At 41.0% G+C, this 14,531-nt stretch carries 14 protein-coding genes; 10 read left to right on the top strand and 4 right to left on the bottom strand.

Annotated elements, in window-relative coordinates:
- Positions 1–28 precede the first annotated feature (28 nt).
- Both KQP93_RS09815 and KQP93_RS09820 read right to left on the bottom strand, forming a co-directional pair.
- Entirely contained in the window at positions 29–2,620 is a 2,592-nt protein-coding gene (locus KQP93_RS09815; protein ID WP_217874225.1) for a TonB-dependent receptor plug domain-containing protein, read from the bottom strand.
- Between the two features lie 590 nt (positions 2,621–3,210).
- Entirely contained in the window at positions 3,211–3,630 is a 420-nt protein-coding gene (locus KQP93_RS09820) for a hypothetical protein (RefSeq protein ID WP_217874226.1), read from the bottom strand.
- Between the two features lie 346 nt (positions 3,631–3,976).
- On the opposite strand from KQP93_RS09820, the gene ccoN reads away from it, so the two are divergent.
- The 10 genes from ccoN to uspE all read left to right on the top strand — a co-directional run bounded on the left by ccoN (position 3,977) and on the right by uspE (position 12,903).
- The gene (gene ccoN, locus KQP93_RS09825; protein WP_036967883.1) at positions 3,977–5,410 is read left to right on the top strand and encodes a cytochrome-c oxidase, cbb3-type subunit I; all 1,434 of its coding nucleotides are present in this window, start codon (positions 3,977–3,979) and stop codon (positions 5,408–5,410) included.
- A 12-nt stretch (positions 5,411–5,422) separates the two neighbouring features.
- Positions 5,423–6,097 carry a cytochrome-c oxidase, cbb3-type subunit II gene (ccoO, locus tag KQP93_RS09830; protein ID WP_054561332.1) on the top strand — a complete coding sequence of 225 codons (675 nt, stop codon included), beginning with the start codon at positions 5,423–5,425 and terminating at the stop codon, positions 6,095–6,097.
- Positions 6,098–6,102: 5 nt separating this feature from the next.
- Entirely contained in the window at positions 6,103–6,288 is a 186-nt protein-coding gene (locus KQP93_RS09835) for a cbb3-type cytochrome oxidase subunit 3 (RefSeq protein ID WP_054561331.1), read from the top strand.
- Entirely contained in the window at positions 6,285–7,250 is a 966-nt protein-coding gene (ccoP, locus tag KQP93_RS09840) for a cytochrome-c oxidase, cbb3-type subunit III (protein ID WP_054561330.1), read from the top strand. Before KQP93_RS09835 ends, ccoP begins: the two co-directional genes overlap by 4 nt.
- 149 nt (positions 7,251–7,399) lie before the next feature.
- Positions 7,400–7,891 carry a FixH family protein gene (locus KQP93_RS09845; protein ID WP_217874227.1) on the top strand — a complete coding sequence of 164 codons (492 nt, stop codon included), beginning with the start codon at positions 7,400–7,402 and terminating at the stop codon, positions 7,889–7,891.
- Between the two features lie 9 nt (positions 7,892–7,900).
- Positions 7,901–10,276, top strand: a complete 2,376-nt coding sequence (locus KQP93_RS09850) for a heavy metal translocating P-type ATPase (protein WP_217874228.1) — start codon at positions 7,901–7,903, stop codon at positions 10,274–10,276.
- On the top strand, positions 10,273–10,440 hold the full coding sequence (ccoS, locus tag KQP93_RS09855; RefSeq protein ID WP_217874229.1) for a cbb3-type cytochrome oxidase assembly protein CcoS: 168 nt from the start codon (positions 10,273–10,275) through the stop codon (positions 10,438–10,440). The genes KQP93_RS09850 and ccoS overlap by 4 nt, the downstream gene beginning before the upstream one ends.
- On the top strand, positions 10,433–11,104 hold the full coding sequence (locus KQP93_RS09860; protein WP_217874230.1) for a sulfite exporter TauE/SafE family protein: 672 nt from the start codon (positions 10,433–10,435) through the stop codon (positions 11,102–11,104). The genes ccoS and KQP93_RS09860 overlap by 8 nt, the downstream gene beginning before the upstream one ends.
- Before the next feature lie 38 nt (positions 11,105–11,142).
- Positions 11,143–11,877 carry an FNR family transcription factor gene (locus tag KQP93_RS09865; RefSeq protein WP_054553050.1) on the top strand — a complete coding sequence of 245 codons (735 nt, stop codon included), beginning with the start codon at positions 11,143–11,145 and terminating at the stop codon, positions 11,875–11,877.
- Positions 11,878–11,979: 102 nt separating this feature from the next.
- Positions 11,980–12,903, top strand: coding sequence for a universal stress protein UspE (gene uspE / locus KQP93_RS09870; RefSeq protein ID WP_058584855.1), 924 nt, complete (start codon positions 11,980–11,982; stop codon positions 12,901–12,903).
- Between the two features lie 65 nt (positions 12,904–12,968).
- On the opposite strand, the gene ttcA is transcribed toward uspE, so the two are convergent.
- Entirely contained in the window at positions 12,969–13,862 is an 894-nt protein-coding gene (gene ttcA, locus KQP93_RS09875) for a tRNA 2-thiocytidine(32) synthetase TtcA (protein WP_217874231.1), read from the bottom strand.
- Between the two features lie 242 nt (positions 13,863–14,104).
- On the bottom strand, positions 14,105–14,509 hold the full coding sequence (locus KQP93_RS09880) for a hypothetical protein (protein WP_217874232.1): 405 nt from the start codon (positions 14,507–14,509) through the stop codon (positions 14,105–14,107).
- Between the last annotated feature and the right edge of the window lie 22 nt (positions 14,510–14,531).

Genomic DNA, 14,531 nt, shown 5'->3' on the forward strand with positions numbered 1-14,531 from the left:
GGGGCCTTAATAATCATTTCAAACTAGATTAGAACTTAACGTTCATACCAGCGAAGAAACGACGACCTAGTACATCGTATGTGTACGGGTCAGTGTTTGAGTCATTGTTACCTGAGTAATAAGGTGCTTGCTTATCGAATAAGTTGTTAACACCTGCAGAGAATGACACTGTGTCGTTCAGGATGTATGAACCGCTGATGTCATGGTATACAACAGTACCAACGCTTGGTACTAGACACTCGCTGTCGTCAGCAAGACATGCGTAGCTGTCTAAGCCGTCGATCATACGTGCTTGGTATTGTGCATCCCAGTTGTCGCCAGACGCGTTAAGAGTGAAGTTAGACTTAACTTTCGCGTAGCTACCGATACCTGAAGTTACAAGACCTGTGTAATCGATTGTGCTTGTGCCTGAATCAACGATGTACTCATCAAGGATAGTTACATCAACACCTGTGCGCCAGTTAATACCTGCAGCTTCAAATGCATACTTGAAGTTTACGTCGTAACCTTTAGTAGATTCATTACCAATGTTTTGTAATTGGTTGTTGAAGCTAATGCGACCAGTGCTTTGGTTGAAGTTGATTGCAGAAGACTGACATAGTGCAGTATCTTGGTTCTTGTATGCACCAGTAGAAGCATCAAGACAGTTTTCAACGATGTACTGGTTGTTTACGCTTGAAATTGAGTTTTCAATTTCGATTTCGTAGTAGTCAACAGTCATTGAGAAACCGTCTAACCATTCTGGAGCGTATACGAAACCAGCTGTTACTGTATCAGCAAGCTCTGGCGTTAATTGGTCGTTACCACCAACAGTTACTTCAGCTTGGTCTTGTGCACCAGGGAAGTTAACTTGTTCGAATGAAGGTGATTTACCTTGGTAAAGCTCAGATACTGTAGGAGCACGGAATGCAGTTGAACGAACAGCACGTAGCATTAGTTCGTCGTTTACACGCCAAGTTAGACCTAGTTTCCAAGTCTCATCTGAACCAAATGTGCTGTAATCGAATGCACGAACAGCAGCGCTTAAGTCAACCATTTGTGCAAATGGTGCATCAGCTAGAAGTGGAACAGCGAATTCTACGTAAGCTTCGTTTACGTCAAAACGACCACCAGTTGGCTCAACACGTGGGTCATTTGCAAGACCTTGTGAAGTTAGTGAATCTGGAACGTACCATGCTTTTTCTTCACGACGCTCGATACCAGCAGCGAAACCAACGTAACCTGCAGGAAGTTCCATTACTTCACCGTTAAGGCCAGCAGAAAGAACTAATAATTGACTACCACCTGAGTTGTTTTCAGTGTAGTTGTACTGTGCAAGGTTGCTACCTGACCAATCAGCTTGGTTAAGTGGGTTGAAGTCACCCTCTTCGATTGCGTCTTGGATTGAACCCATGTTAAGTAGGTTAGTTGCGCGGTCAACTGAGTCATTACGACCGAATACTACTGAAGTATCCCAGCCCCAACCGTTGTCGAATCCACCGTCAAGACCGATTACTGCACGTACAGTGTCAACTACTTGCTCATAACCACGAGGACCTACGTCAGTCATACGACGACCGTAAGAGATGTCTTCACCGTCAGCTACGCCGTGAGAAAGAAGTGAGTCACCCATTGCGTCTGCATCGTAAGTGAAGTCAAACCATACTGGCTGTGGAGCCATTTGTTGAGTTGACCAACGCTTAGAGTAAGTGAACTCAGAAACTAAACGCGTTTCATCAGTTACGTCAAAGTGGCCGATACCTGTAAGGTTTAAACGACGCATTGGCGTGTAAAGGTAGCTTGTTGCTGAGTAGTTGTAAGCATCACCTGCTGAAGTGAAGTCATGCCATTCGCCATCTGCTTGACCTTGAAGATCTGCATTTTCAGCCCAAACGTGACCGAAAGGCGTGTAAGAAGAACCACCACAGTAGAAGCTACCGTTATCGTAATCTTCTTCGATTGGACAATCAGAGAAATCACGGTCAGCTTGAGAAGCATCACCACGGTCAGTGTATTGTAAACCAATTACAACGTTACCACGGTCAAAGCTTGAACCCATTGTGATATCAAAAGACGTTTCGTCTGCATCGCCTTCACCAGTGATAGCACCGTTAAGGTTCATGTCTAGACCTTCGAAGTCGTCTTTTAAGATGATGTTAACAACACCAGCTACCGCGTCAGTACCGTATACAGCAGATGCGCCGTCTTTTAGTACTTCAACTTGCTTGATCATTGATACTGGGATTGTGTTTAAGTCAACAGTAGATGCTGCGCCAGTACCAGAGTTGATCATACGACGACCATTTACTAGTACTAGAGTACGTTGTGCGCCTAAACCACGTAGGTCAACACGAGCGTTACCGCCTGAACCGTTGTTAACAGCAGGGTTAGTCATCGCACCGCTTGCTGCAGTCATTTTTTGTAGAACGCCATCGATGCTTGATGCACCCATTGCTTTAATGTCATCTGCGCCGATTAAAGTTACAGGACTAGACGTCTCCATATCGGTACGCTTAATGCGAGAACCTGTAACTTGAATTTTTTCAATAGACTCTGCTGCATCATCAGCAGCTAAAACTTGCATGCTTGAGAACATTGGGATTGCTGAAACAACAGCTAAACCAAGAATTGATTTTTTCATGTGAAAACCCTACTTGTTGGAAATTTACCTTTAATCAGGTAGCGCTCGTTATTATTAGAATCACGAGTCAGCGGAGGGCAACTTAGGCTCAGTTAACTGAACGAAAACTGAATGATAGATTAAAGAAAAAACAACCCAAAAATGACGCACCCATTTTAGGTAATAAGGTTTCACGATGTATCAATGTTAACAGAAAAAAACACTGCCACATCAGCAAAGTAACATTATTAAGTAGCAAAAAAAACACGATTGAAATCAATTACACGCACTTTGTAATCAAGTGTAACTAAAGCCCGATTAGTGCTACAAATGAAATTTTTACAAGTTGATCACACAACGTTATAAAAACCGTAAAAGCTTGGTAAGACTGCTAACCATAGTTATTCACTTAAATTAACTAAATAGACAAAGTTAGCCCGTTAAACAGTGTATTAGAGGATGATTTTTTGTTTTTGTTCCGTCAGTTTGTAATACCGTATAAAGATACGGCTAATAAAGAACATTAAAGTAGAAAAAGATGACGTAGGAATGACGACAATCACAGCTTTTAAATAATTAAAAACTGTGATCAACAATAATAAGGGAAGATGTTATCGAGTTTGCAGTGAGTCGAAATAATAAAGCAAGGTTTGTGGTTGATTATCACCAGTAGTATAAGTGAGGATCATTTTCCAAGTCATAACAGGCTCAGAGCATGCGCCAACCATAGTATCAGCAACCCAAACTTGCCCTATCTGTTTAAACTGCAGTGGAATAAACCCCATATACATAGTGACACCTTCAAGTTTAGCCGAGAGGTTTTTAGCATTTTTAGGCAGCTTTAGGTTGATTGCAAAAGGTAGCTCTGGGCTGACATCTGGGTTGCTCAGCCAAACTTCTGCATTATTAGGGTAATAACAATGACTATTGTTCTCACAACTTGTACTTGTGCTGCCCTCTTCTATACTTTGGCTATCGCATGCAGCTAAAAATACACTGAAAAGGAAAACGGGTAATAAACTGGTTCGCACTCTATTTGCCTGTATAAAATAAAAGCGGATACTAGTGAGCTACCCGCGAAAAGACAACCATGCTAGATGGAATAAGCTAATAAAAATACAATCTCTGACAAAAAATAACCAACAAAGCGCTAAAATTTGATTGATGTCATAATTTTATGCAATTGACCTATCTTTTTAAGGTCAAAAATTTTATCATTTCCATCGCAAAAATAAGGGTTTCTCGAGTTTGTTTTCTGAAGCTAGCACCGCTAAGTTGGCTTTAGGTAACACGCTTGTGAAGTAATAGTAGGCCCCACTTTGAATAAAAGTGGGTAATTCATTTCTAAAACGCATTTATTGCAGCGGAAGCCAGAAAATGAGCCAAACAGTAGCATCACAAACTGAGTACAATTATAAAGTTGTACGCCAATTCGCTATTATGACAGTGATTTGGGGCATCGTTGGCATGAGTGTTGGGGTTCTGATTGCTGCCCAATTAGCTTGGCCAGCACTTAACTTTGATACACCATGGTTAACTTACTCTCGACTACGTCCGTTACACACGAACGCAGTAATTTTCGCATTTGGTACAAGTGCACTTTTTGCGACGTCTTATTACGTCGTACAACGTACATGTCAAACGCGCCTTTTCTCAGATAAACTAGCAGCCTTCACCTTCTGGGGTTGGCAACTTGTTATCGTACTAGCAGCGATTACCTTACCTTTAGGTATCACAAGCTCAAAAGAATACGCAGAACTTGAATGGCCAATCGATATTCTTATCGCCGTTGTTTGGGTAACTTACGCAGTTGTATTCTTTGGTACGTTAATCAAGCGTAAAGTATCGCACATCTATGTTGCGAACTGGTTCTACGCTGGTTTCATCATTACTGTTGCTGTTTTACACATTGTAAATAGCATGGCAATTCCAGTTTCACTTACTAAATCATACTCTATCTACGCAGGTGCTGTAGATGCAATGGTTCAGTGGTGGTACGGTCACAACGCTGTTGGTTTCTTATTAACTGCTGGTTTCTTAGGTATGATGTACTACTTCGTACCAAAACAAGCTGGTCGCCCTGTTTATTCTTACCGTTTATCGGTAGTTCACTTCTGGGCTCTTGTTTCTTTATACATCTGGGCAGGTCCTCACCACTTACACTACACTGCGCTTCCAGACTGGACGCAAAGCTTAGGTATGGTTATGTCAGTTATCCTATTCGTTCCATCATGGGGTGGTATGATCAACGGTATCATGACGTTATCAGGTGCATGGCATAAACTACGTACTGACCCAGTACTTCGTTTCTTAGTTGTTTCTCTATCTTTCTACGGTATGTCTACGTTCGAAGGCCCAATGATGGCTATTAAGTCAGTTAATGCGCTTTCTCACTACACTGACTGGACTGTAGGTCACGTACACTCAGGTGCACTAGGTTGGGTTGCAATGATTTCTATCGGTGCTATCTATCACCTAATCCCTGCACTATTCTCACAAGGCCGTATGTACAGTGTTAAACTAGTTAACACGCACTTCTGGTTACACACTGTTGGTGTTGTTCTATACATCGTAGCAATGTGGATCTCAGGTGTAATGCAAGGTCTAATGTGGCGTGCAGTAAACTCAGACGGTACGTTAATGTACAGCTTTGTACAGTCATTAGAAGCTTCGTATCCGTTCTATATCATGCGTTTCCTAGGCGGTGTATTCATCGTAACAGGTATGCTAATTATGGCTTACAACGTTTATCGTACTATTGCAGCGAAGAAAGATTCGCTTCAACTAGACGCTGACGCACAATTGGCATAATGGAGTAGCACGATGAGCAATAATAATTCACAAAACAAACACGAAATAGTCGAAAAGAACGTTGGCCTAATGGCTATCTTGACTGTCTTTGCAATCAGCTTTGGTGCGTTAGTTGAGATTACTCCACTAATGTTCCAAGACGATACGACTAAACCTGTTGATGGCTTACGCCCTCTTACAGCGTTAGAAATGGAAGGTCGTGATATCTACGTGCGTGAAGGTTGTTACAACTGTCACTCACAAATGATTCGTCCTTTCCGTGACGAGGTTGAGCGTTACGGTCACTACTCTGTAGCTGGTGAATCAGTATGGGATCACCCATTCCAATGGGGTTCTAAGCGTACTGGTCCTGACCTAGCTCGTGTTGGTGAGCGTTACTCAGACGATTGGCACCATGCTCACTTAATGGACCCACGTGCTGTGGTTCCTGAGTCGAACATGCCAGCGTTTCCTTGGTTAGACGAAAACAGAGTCGATACGACCCATACACTTAAAAAGCTTCAAGTATTCCGTGATAGCTTCGGAATCGACAAAGCTAGCGACCGTTACGACGGCAAAGGTTACGGAAGTGACGAAGAGCTAAAAGCTGACATTGCGAAAATCGAAGCCATGAACAATGGTGAAGGCGCAACTGAAATGCAAGCTCTAATCGCTTACTTACAACAGCTTGGCACACACTTGAAGTAATTATTATGGATTACGGAACATACAGAGGCATTTTGACTCTGGTAATTTTAGTACTGTTTATTGTGATTGTTGTATGGGCATACAGCAAGCGTAGCAAAAGCCGATTTGATAACGCTGCTAATGCCATATTTGAAGATGAAAAAAAACACAACAACACAATCTCTAACGAGGAAAAGGAGTCTGAGAAATGACTAGCTTTTGGAGTATATGGGTTATCGTATTAACCCTAGCGTGTCTTGCTATCATCTTCGGCCTACTTCTGTGGAACTTAAAAAACTACACAGGTGTTAAAGAAGGCGAAAGCTGTGGTCACGAGTTTGACGGCATTGAAGAACTAAACAACCCACTACCAAAATGGTGGACTTACATGTTCTTCGCGACATTCATTTGGTCTGTATACTACCTTGCTGCTTACCCAGGTTTAGGTAACTGGGAAGGTTTAGGTAAATGGACAAGTTCTAACCAAGGTATTACTTCTTTAGCTGAGTCTAAAGAAGCGACTGAACAAGCATTAGCTAACGGTGAGAACGTTCAATTAGACCAAGAATTTATCGCTGCTGATGAGCGTTTTGGCCCAATCTTTGAGTCATTCGCAAAACAAGATATTGAAACACTAGTTAAAGATGAAAAAGCGCTTGAGATTGGTCAACGTTTATTCTCTCAAAACTGTGCACAATGTCATGGTTCAGATGCACGTGGTGGTCAAGGCTTCCCTAACCTAACGGATAACGATTGGTTATACGGCGGTACACCAGACAAGATCAAAGAAACACTTCTTTACGGTCGTGTTGCTGCGATGCCACCTTGGGGTGATGCACTTGGCGAGCAAGGCATTAAAGAAATGACTGCTCACGTACTTAGCCTTTCTGGCCGTACTGTTAACCAAAAAGACGCTGCTGCAGGTGCTGCTAAGTTTGCAATGTGTGCTGCGTGTCACGGTGCTGACGGTAAAGGTTCTGTTGCACACAACTTACCATTTGGTGCACCTAACCTAACAGATAACATCTGGTTATACGGTGGTTCTAAACGTGCTGTTGAAGAAACACTAATCAATGGCCGCGCCGGTGTAATGCCAGCATGGAAAGACATTTTAGGTGAAGATAAAGTTCACTTATTAACAGCGTACGTTTACAGCTTATCGCAAGATAAATAACCACGCGGTTAATAAAATGTATAAACAATTAATCTTTTAATTCAATAGATTAATTAAGATCAAAAAAGCCTCCATCTGGAGGCTTTTTTTTAGTCTTTTGCTTTTAAATCCGATAAAATGCGTACAACGTTTTTAAAGGTATAAGTACTATGAAACCCACTCCTTGGTATAAAAACTTTTGGCCATGGTTTTTAATCTCTTTTCCTCTTGCAGCCATCATCGGCTGTGCTGGTCTTATTTTTATGGCAATTGGCAACGGCCCAGATATGGTTGTTGATGATTACTATAAAAAAGGCAAAGCAATTAACCTTGAACTCAGCAAATTTAATAAAGCAAAAGCACTTTATTTACATGGCGATTTAAATATTGCAGGCGACAAAGTAACTTTTTCTTTCACCAAGGGTGATGCAAGCAATGTTCACTCTTTAAAAATGTCATTTTATCATCGCACCATTAAAGCCAATGACTTTGATGTAAGCCTAATGAAAAACGCCCATGGCGATTTTACTGCCCTACTCGACACCCATGTTGATGGTGCATACACAGTGTTTATTGAACCAATCGATAACAGTTGGAAACTAAAAGAAGATGTCATTTTGCCAACTGATAAAACGATTTCGATTAGCCCTGAATATAAGTAGTAAACTCTAATGTCCGATAATTGCTTTCATTGTCTTGAAAGTGTGCCAAAAGGCTTTAATGCAACTGTCGAAATAGACGGTAAGGCACAACCTATGTGTTGTATTGGTTGCCAAACGGTTGCTGAGAATATCGTCGCCCAAGGCATGACCGATTACTATAAATTTAGAACTGTACGCTCTGGTAAAGTTGAACAACTTGTTCCAGAGCAACTCGAGTTGATTAAAAGTTACGATAACGAAGATATTCAAGACGAGTTTATTTCAGCCACTAATGATTTATCAGAGGTACTATTAACAGTTGAAGGCATCACCTGTGCTGCCTGCGCTTGGTTAATCGAAAAACAACTACTTAACTTAAAAGCGATAAAACGTGTTGATGTAAATACTTCGACCAACCGTGCCATGATCCAATGGGATAAATCGGTTACACCACTTAGCCAAATTATCACCTCATTACACGAAATCGGCTATAAAGCCTACCCATTTCAGGCTGACCTTGAAGCGAGCCAAAAACAACAAGCCGCAAAAGCTTATATCCGCCGTTTAGGGGTTGCCGGTCTGATGACCATGCAAGTAATGATGTTTGCTTTTGCCATGTATTTTGGCATGTTCTCTGGCATGGAAGAGAATTTCGAGCAGTATTTCCGCTGGATAAGTTTAGTACTTGCCTCTCCGGTGATTCTTTACAGTGCCCTGCCATTCTTAACCAATGCCATTAATGGTTTAAAAGCCAAACAGCTGAATATGGACCTACCCGTCTCATTAGCAATTTTTGGTGCTTATGGGGCAAGCTGTTATGCCACATTAATGTCGGTTGGCGAAGTTTATTTTGAATCTATCTGTATGTTTACCTTCTTATTATTATTAGGTAAATATTTAGAATTTAGAGCTCGTTTAAAAGCCAGTGAATTTACCGCTAACTTGCAAAAGTTACTGCCTCTTACAGCTCGTATTATCGATGAGAATAATCAAGAGTCGATAATTGCGGCTAAAAAACTAAAGCTGGGTGATGTTGTATTAATCAAAGCAGGCGAGACTATTCCTGCTGATGGTATTGTTACAAAAGGTCAAACAACCGTTGATGAAGCCATGATGACGGGCGAGCATCAACCCGTTAATAAGTTCGTCAGCCATCAAGTTTACGCAGGAACGATTAACCACGATGGCGTGATCAGTATTGAGATCAACAAAATCGGTCAAAATACCCTGCTTAATCAAATTATTAAGTTACAACACACAGCGTTAACCAAGCGCCCGCGATTAGTTGAGATAACAGATAAAGTAGCGCAGTGGTTTGTTGCCTGCTTATTAGTGTTTGCCTCAATAACAGCAATTGGTTGGTATCAAATAGATCCCGAGCATGCCTTTTGGGTTACTATTTCTGTACTTGTTGCAACCTGCCCTTGTGCGCTTAGTTTAGCAATTCCAACTGCTCTGACGTGTGCTGTAGCAAGCCTTACAAAGCGTGGAGTTTTAATTAAACAAGCCCATGTGTTAGAAACGCTACCACAATTAACAGATATCGCCTTTGATAAAACAGGCACCTTAACGCAAGGTCGTTTTACCATTGAACGAGTTGAACTAGTAAACATCCAGTACAGTGAAACTGATGCATTACGCTTAGCCGCGCAACTTGAAAGCTTCTCTGAGCACCCTATTGCTAATGCATTCGCTGGTTTCAACGACTCAGTGAACCCTATTGATAATGTGACTATCGAACCGGGTAAAGGTATTACCGCTTTACTCAATGATCAGCACCTTGCGATAGGTAAAAGCGGTTGGTTTGATACCGAAAAAGCAGATGCACAAGCAACCTTGTATATCGACAAACAAGTTGTTGCGCGCTTTTATCTTGCCGACAGCTTACGTAACAACGCAGAAAAATTAATTACTACACTGCATTCGCAACAAATTAAGTGCCATATGTTAACGGGCGATGCCTCTAACAGTGGTGAGCGAATTGCAAAACAGCTAAATTTAGATACCGTGCATGCTGCATGTAGCCCTCGCGACAAACAAACCCATGTCGAAGCACTTGCAAGTAAAGGGGCCATTGTTGCTATGGTCGGCGATGGTGTAAATGACAGCCCAGTATTTGCCAGTGCCCATTTATCTATTGCGATGGAAACCGGCGCTGATATTTCCAAAAATAGTGCCGATGTGGTATTACTCAATAGTGATCTAACAGCCATAGAACATTTGCTTACTGTCTCGAAAAAGACGCGCCGTATTGTTAAGCAAAACTTGGCATTATCACTTATTTACAATGGTTCGATTTTACCACTGGCAGCCCTTGGCCTCGTTGCTCCTTGGATGGCCGTAATTGGTATGTCTGCAAGCTCCATTTTGGTTATTACCAACTCATTAAGGTTATTAAAACTATGAGTATCATCTACATGCTTATCCCAATTGCCATTTTATTTGTGCTAATTGCCATTGGGGTGTTCTTTTGGGCTGTAAAAAGCGAACAATTTTCTGATTTAAACAAACAGGGCCACAGTATCCTGTTTGAAGACGATAAAGAGCAGCACAAAAAAAGTAATGATTGATCCGCTGTTTATTAGTGCATTTATAATGGGCTTGTTAGGCAGTGGTCATTGCCTAGCGATGTGTGGTGGCATTGCCAGTAGTTTACAACTTGCCGCCAACAAAAACCGTGCAGTGAGCTTTTCGGTTGCTTATAACCTTGGCCGCGCACTCAGTTACATGCTTGCCGGTGCACTCGTAGCAGGAATTAGTAGTCGCTTTGCAGCGCAAAATACTTCTATATCGATAGCGTTGTCGTTTTTGAGTGGTATTTTTATGCTGCTTGTTGGGGTTTACATTATGCGCTTAGCGGCCACTCTACAGTGGCTAGAAAAACTTGGTAAAACCCTAGTATGGCAGCATTTAGCTAAACTTAATCGTTATTTATTACCGGTCGATACTACCCCAAAGGCCCTACTCTATGGCGCTTTATGGGGCTGGTTGCCCTGTGGCTTAGTTTATTCTGCGCTAACCTGGGCACTGACTAGCCCATCAGCATCACATGGTGCAGGTGTGATGTTATTTTTCGCGTTAGGCACCTTTCCCGCAATGATAAGCGTAGGACTCGTCAGCCAGAAAATAAACACTATTTTAAACCATGTTTGGACTAGGGTTATTCTAGGCAGCGTAATAATATGGTACGGTATATACTTATTAATTATAGCAACCGATAAGCTAATTCATTAATCTTACGGGTTGTTAACTTATTTGAATGGATTTGATGTATGGACTTCTCACAAAACAAGTCAAAAGGCTTATGCACAATTAGCTGTAATAATTGCAGTATCAGCCAGCTATGTTTGCCATTTTCATTAAACGGTCAAGAAATGGATCGTCTCGATGAAATCATCGAACGTAAGAAACCACTGCATAAAGGTGATTATTTATTTGAGTCTGGCGAAAGCTTAAATGCCATTTATGCGGTACGCTCAGGTTCGTTTAAGTCTTATACTTTGTCAGAACAAGGTGATGAACAAATTACTGGTTTTCATCTAGCTGGTGATTTAGTTGGTTTCGATGCTATTAACAAAATGGCTCATCAGAGCTTCTCACAAGCCCTTGAAACTTCGATGGTATGTGAAATTCCATTCGATACATTAGACGAATTAGCCGGTAAACTACCTAAGCTACGCCAACAAATTATGCGTTTAATGAGTAATGAAATTAACTATGACCAAGAAATGTTATTGTTACTCAATAAAAAGTCAGCTGAAGAGCGTCTAGCAAGTTTTATTTATAATCTTGCAGAGCGTTTTGGTGAGCGTGGTTTCTCACGTAAAGAATTCCGTTTAACCATGACACGTGGTGAAATCGGTAATTATTTAGGCCTTACTGTTGAAACAATTAGCCGCCTTTTAAGCCGCTTCCAAAAAGCAGGCTTCATTAAGGTTGAAGGTAAATTTATCACCATTTTGGACCAGCAAGCGCTTGCAGCAACTGCAGCGATTAAATGTAAATAGAGTTTGATTTAACGCAACTTTATATTGTTTGCCCCTTTAACTGTTCTAAATTTAGGTTACACTCAAAGTACTACTTTTTGCGGAACAGTTAAGGAGCAGCACATGGACGCAATTAAACGAATTTTAGCAGTTATAGACCCAACCAAAGAGCAGCAACATAGTTTAAGCCGCTCAATTGATCTAGCCAAAAAATCTGGCGCGACCATCACCGCTTTCCTCAGTATCTACGACTTCTCTTACGAAATGACCACAATGCTTTCTGCTGATGAGCGTGAAGCAATGCGCGAAGCCGTAATAAAAGACCGCCAAGAATGGTTAAATGAGCAAATCGCACTTTACCCTGAGCTTACCATTGATAGCTGCGTGGTTTGGCATAATCGCCCTTACGAAGCCATTATCAATACCGTGATCAACGATGGTTTTGACCTTGTTGTAAAAGGCACTCATCAACACGATACGCTTAAGTCAGTTATTTTCACGCCAACTGACTGGCATCTTATTCGTAAGTGCCCTGCTCCAGTTTTACTTGTTAAAGAGAAAGAGTGGCCAGCAAAAGGTAATATTTTAGCTGCAGTGAATGCAGTGAGTGAGAATGAACAACACCTTGAACTTAACAAGCGTATTATTAATGATGCTCGCTTCATTTGTGACTTGGCCAACGCAACGCTTAACCTTGTGAATGCCTACCCGGCAACGCCAGTTAATATCGCCATTGAAATCCCTGAATTCAACCCAGGTGTTTATAACGAATCAGTTAAAAAACATCACTTTGAATCAACGCTCTCATTAGCTGAAGGGTTTGATATTGATAAAGCTCATTGCCACATTGAAGAAGGCTTACCAGAAGATGTTATTCCTGATGTTGCTGCGCGCCTCAACAGCGAGTTAGTTGTGATTGGTACTGTCGGTCGCACAGGCTTAAGTGCAGCACTTGTCGGTAACACAGCAGAGCATGTCATTGATAGCCTTGACTGCGATGTGTTAGCACTAAAACCAGACGGCTATGTAAGCCCACTTGCTAAATAACATTGTTAATATGCATTAAAAAAGCCCCAGTTTGGGGCTTTTTTATATATACAGTTTGAGGGTTTTTATATATTTGTTACATCGATAAATAATGATTCATCAATGTTTGTCGATGAGACCACCGCCTCGCTAAAGTCATAGCTTTCACGATTGCCTTCTCTATCAAGCGGTAAGTTTTCAAAATCAAATAAGTTTCTGTCTGCAAGCTGGCTTGGGCTAACATTTTGTAAAGACTTAAAGATACTTTCAACACGACCTGGAGTTTTCTTATCCCACTCTGTCAGCATCGCTTTGATTGATTGACGCTGAAGATTTTCTTGTGAGCCACATAAATTACAAGGAATAATTGGGAAGTCTTTGTGCTCAGCATATTTAATTAGATCTTTTTCACGACAATATGACAACGGACGAATGACCACGTTACGTTCATCATCAGAGCGTAATTTTGGTGGCATCGCTTTTAATCGTGAACCATGGAACATATTTAAGAACATTGTCTCAACGATATCATCCATGTGATGACCAAGTGCTAGTTTGGTTGCACCAATTTTTTCTGCAAATGAATAAAGTGTGCCGCGACGAAGTCGTGAACACAGACCACAGGTTGTTTTGCCCTCTGGTACCTTTTCTTTTACTACTGAGTAAGTATCTTTATCAACGATGTAATACGGGATATTTAGCGTTTCAAAGTAATCAGGCAAAATGTGTTCAGGAAAGCCAGGCTGCTTCTGATCAAGGTTTACTGCAATCACTTCAAATTTAATCGGCGCTGCTTTTTGTAAACTAAGCAAGATATCTAGCATTGCAAAAGAATCTTTACCACCACTGATACATGCCATAACAACATCACCGTCTTCAATCATGTTGTAATCAGTAATCGCATTACCAACATGCCTTCTTAGACGCTTTTGAAGTTTATTAAATTCAAGAGTTTCTTTTCTAGTATCAGTTTGATTCATTTGCTCTGCTCATACAGGCTTTAGTAAGCCATGTTTCATAGTAAAAAGTTCGGCGTGGATTATACGGACTTTTTGAGCCAGTTGAAATGATTAGCGTGGGATAATTAAAGGGCTTCTCTCGTAGAGGTATCATGTAAAGCACAGCGCTTTGGGAATGAAGGTTAAGGATTCAGGTTATTTATATTTATAACAGGTTAAGTGGTGTTTTCTGGATTTACTAAATAATTTATATGAAACAACAATTAATCTAAAACGTTCGAAGCAGCTACTTCCGCCTCGATTATGGCTCGATGCGCTTTTAAACCAATATTTGTTGAATAAAAATCTGCTGCTATTTTAAGCTCTTGTGGTGTTAATAAACTAAGAATTTTAAGCTTAAAAGCCATCTTGGCGGCACTCATGTCTGTTGGCTCTGCCAATACAGATGTCCCCATCGCATTTATCAACAATTGCTTTTGACTTTCAGGTAAATCTTTTAGTGTATCTGCTAATATTTGCTTTGTATCAACCTCTACATTACCACCACCAAGACCATTAAAAATTTCATCCATTTTCAATGCATTATAGAACCGTTCAAATTCTAATTCTGCATTTGGCTCAGACTGAGCCGAACACACCATAAATGCTAACGAAAACAAAATCAGCAAACAAACTCTCATTTAATTATCC

Origin of the sequence: Pseudoalteromonas shioyasakiensis (genome assembly GCF_019134595.1) — a bacterium.
In the GTDB taxonomy this organism is placed as follows: Bacteria; Pseudomonadota; Gammaproteobacteria; order Enterobacterales; family Alteromonadaceae; genus Pseudoalteromonas; species Pseudoalteromonas shioyasakiensis_A.

What these genes read in the sequence shown, in the direction of transcription:
- KQP93_RS09860 (WP_217874230.1), top strand. Translation starts at nt 10,433, where the DNA reads ATGATTGATCCGCTGTTTATTAGTGCATTTATAATGGGCTTGTTAGGC.
- uspE (WP_058584855.1), top strand. Translation starts at nt 11,980, where the DNA reads ATGGACGCAATTAAACGAATTTTAGCAGTTATAGACCCAACCAAAGAG.
- KQP93_RS09850 (WP_217874228.1), top strand. Translation starts at nt 7,901, where the DNA reads ATGTCCGATAATTGCTTTCATTGTCTTGAAAGTGTGCCAAAAGGCTTT.
- KQP93_RS09815 (WP_217874225.1), bottom strand. Translation starts at nt 2,620, where the DNA reads ATGAAAAAATCAATTCTTGGTTTAGCTGTTGTTTCAGCAATCCCAATG.
- KQP93_RS09835 (WP_054561331.1), top strand. Translation starts at nt 6,103, where the DNA reads ATGGATTACGGAACATACAGAGGCATTTTGACTCTGGTAATTTTAGTA.
- ttcA (WP_217874231.1), bottom strand. Translation starts at nt 13,862, where the DNA reads ATGAATCAAACTGATACTAGAAAAGAAACTCTTGAATTTAATAAACTT.
- ccoO (WP_054561332.1), top strand. Translation starts at nt 5,423, where the DNA reads ATGAGCAATAATAATTCACAAAACAAACACGAAATAGTCGAAAAGAAC.
- ccoP (WP_054561330.1), top strand. Translation starts at nt 6,285, where the DNA reads ATGACTAGCTTTTGGAGTATATGGGTTATCGTATTAACCCTAGCGTGT.
- KQP93_RS09865 (WP_054553050.1), top strand. Translation starts at nt 11,143, where the DNA reads ATGGACTTCTCACAAAACAAGTCAAAAGGCTTATGCACAATTAGCTGT.
- KQP93_RS09845 (WP_217874227.1), top strand. Translation starts at nt 7,400, where the DNA reads ATGAAACCCACTCCTTGGTATAAAAACTTTTGGCCATGGTTTTTAATC.
- ccoS (WP_217874229.1), top strand. Translation starts at nt 10,273, where the DNA reads ATGAGTATCATCTACATGCTTATCCCAATTGCCATTTTATTTGTGCTA.
- ccoN (WP_036967883.1), top strand. Translation starts at nt 3,977, where the DNA reads ATGAGCCAAACAGTAGCATCACAAACTGAGTACAATTATAAAGTTGTA.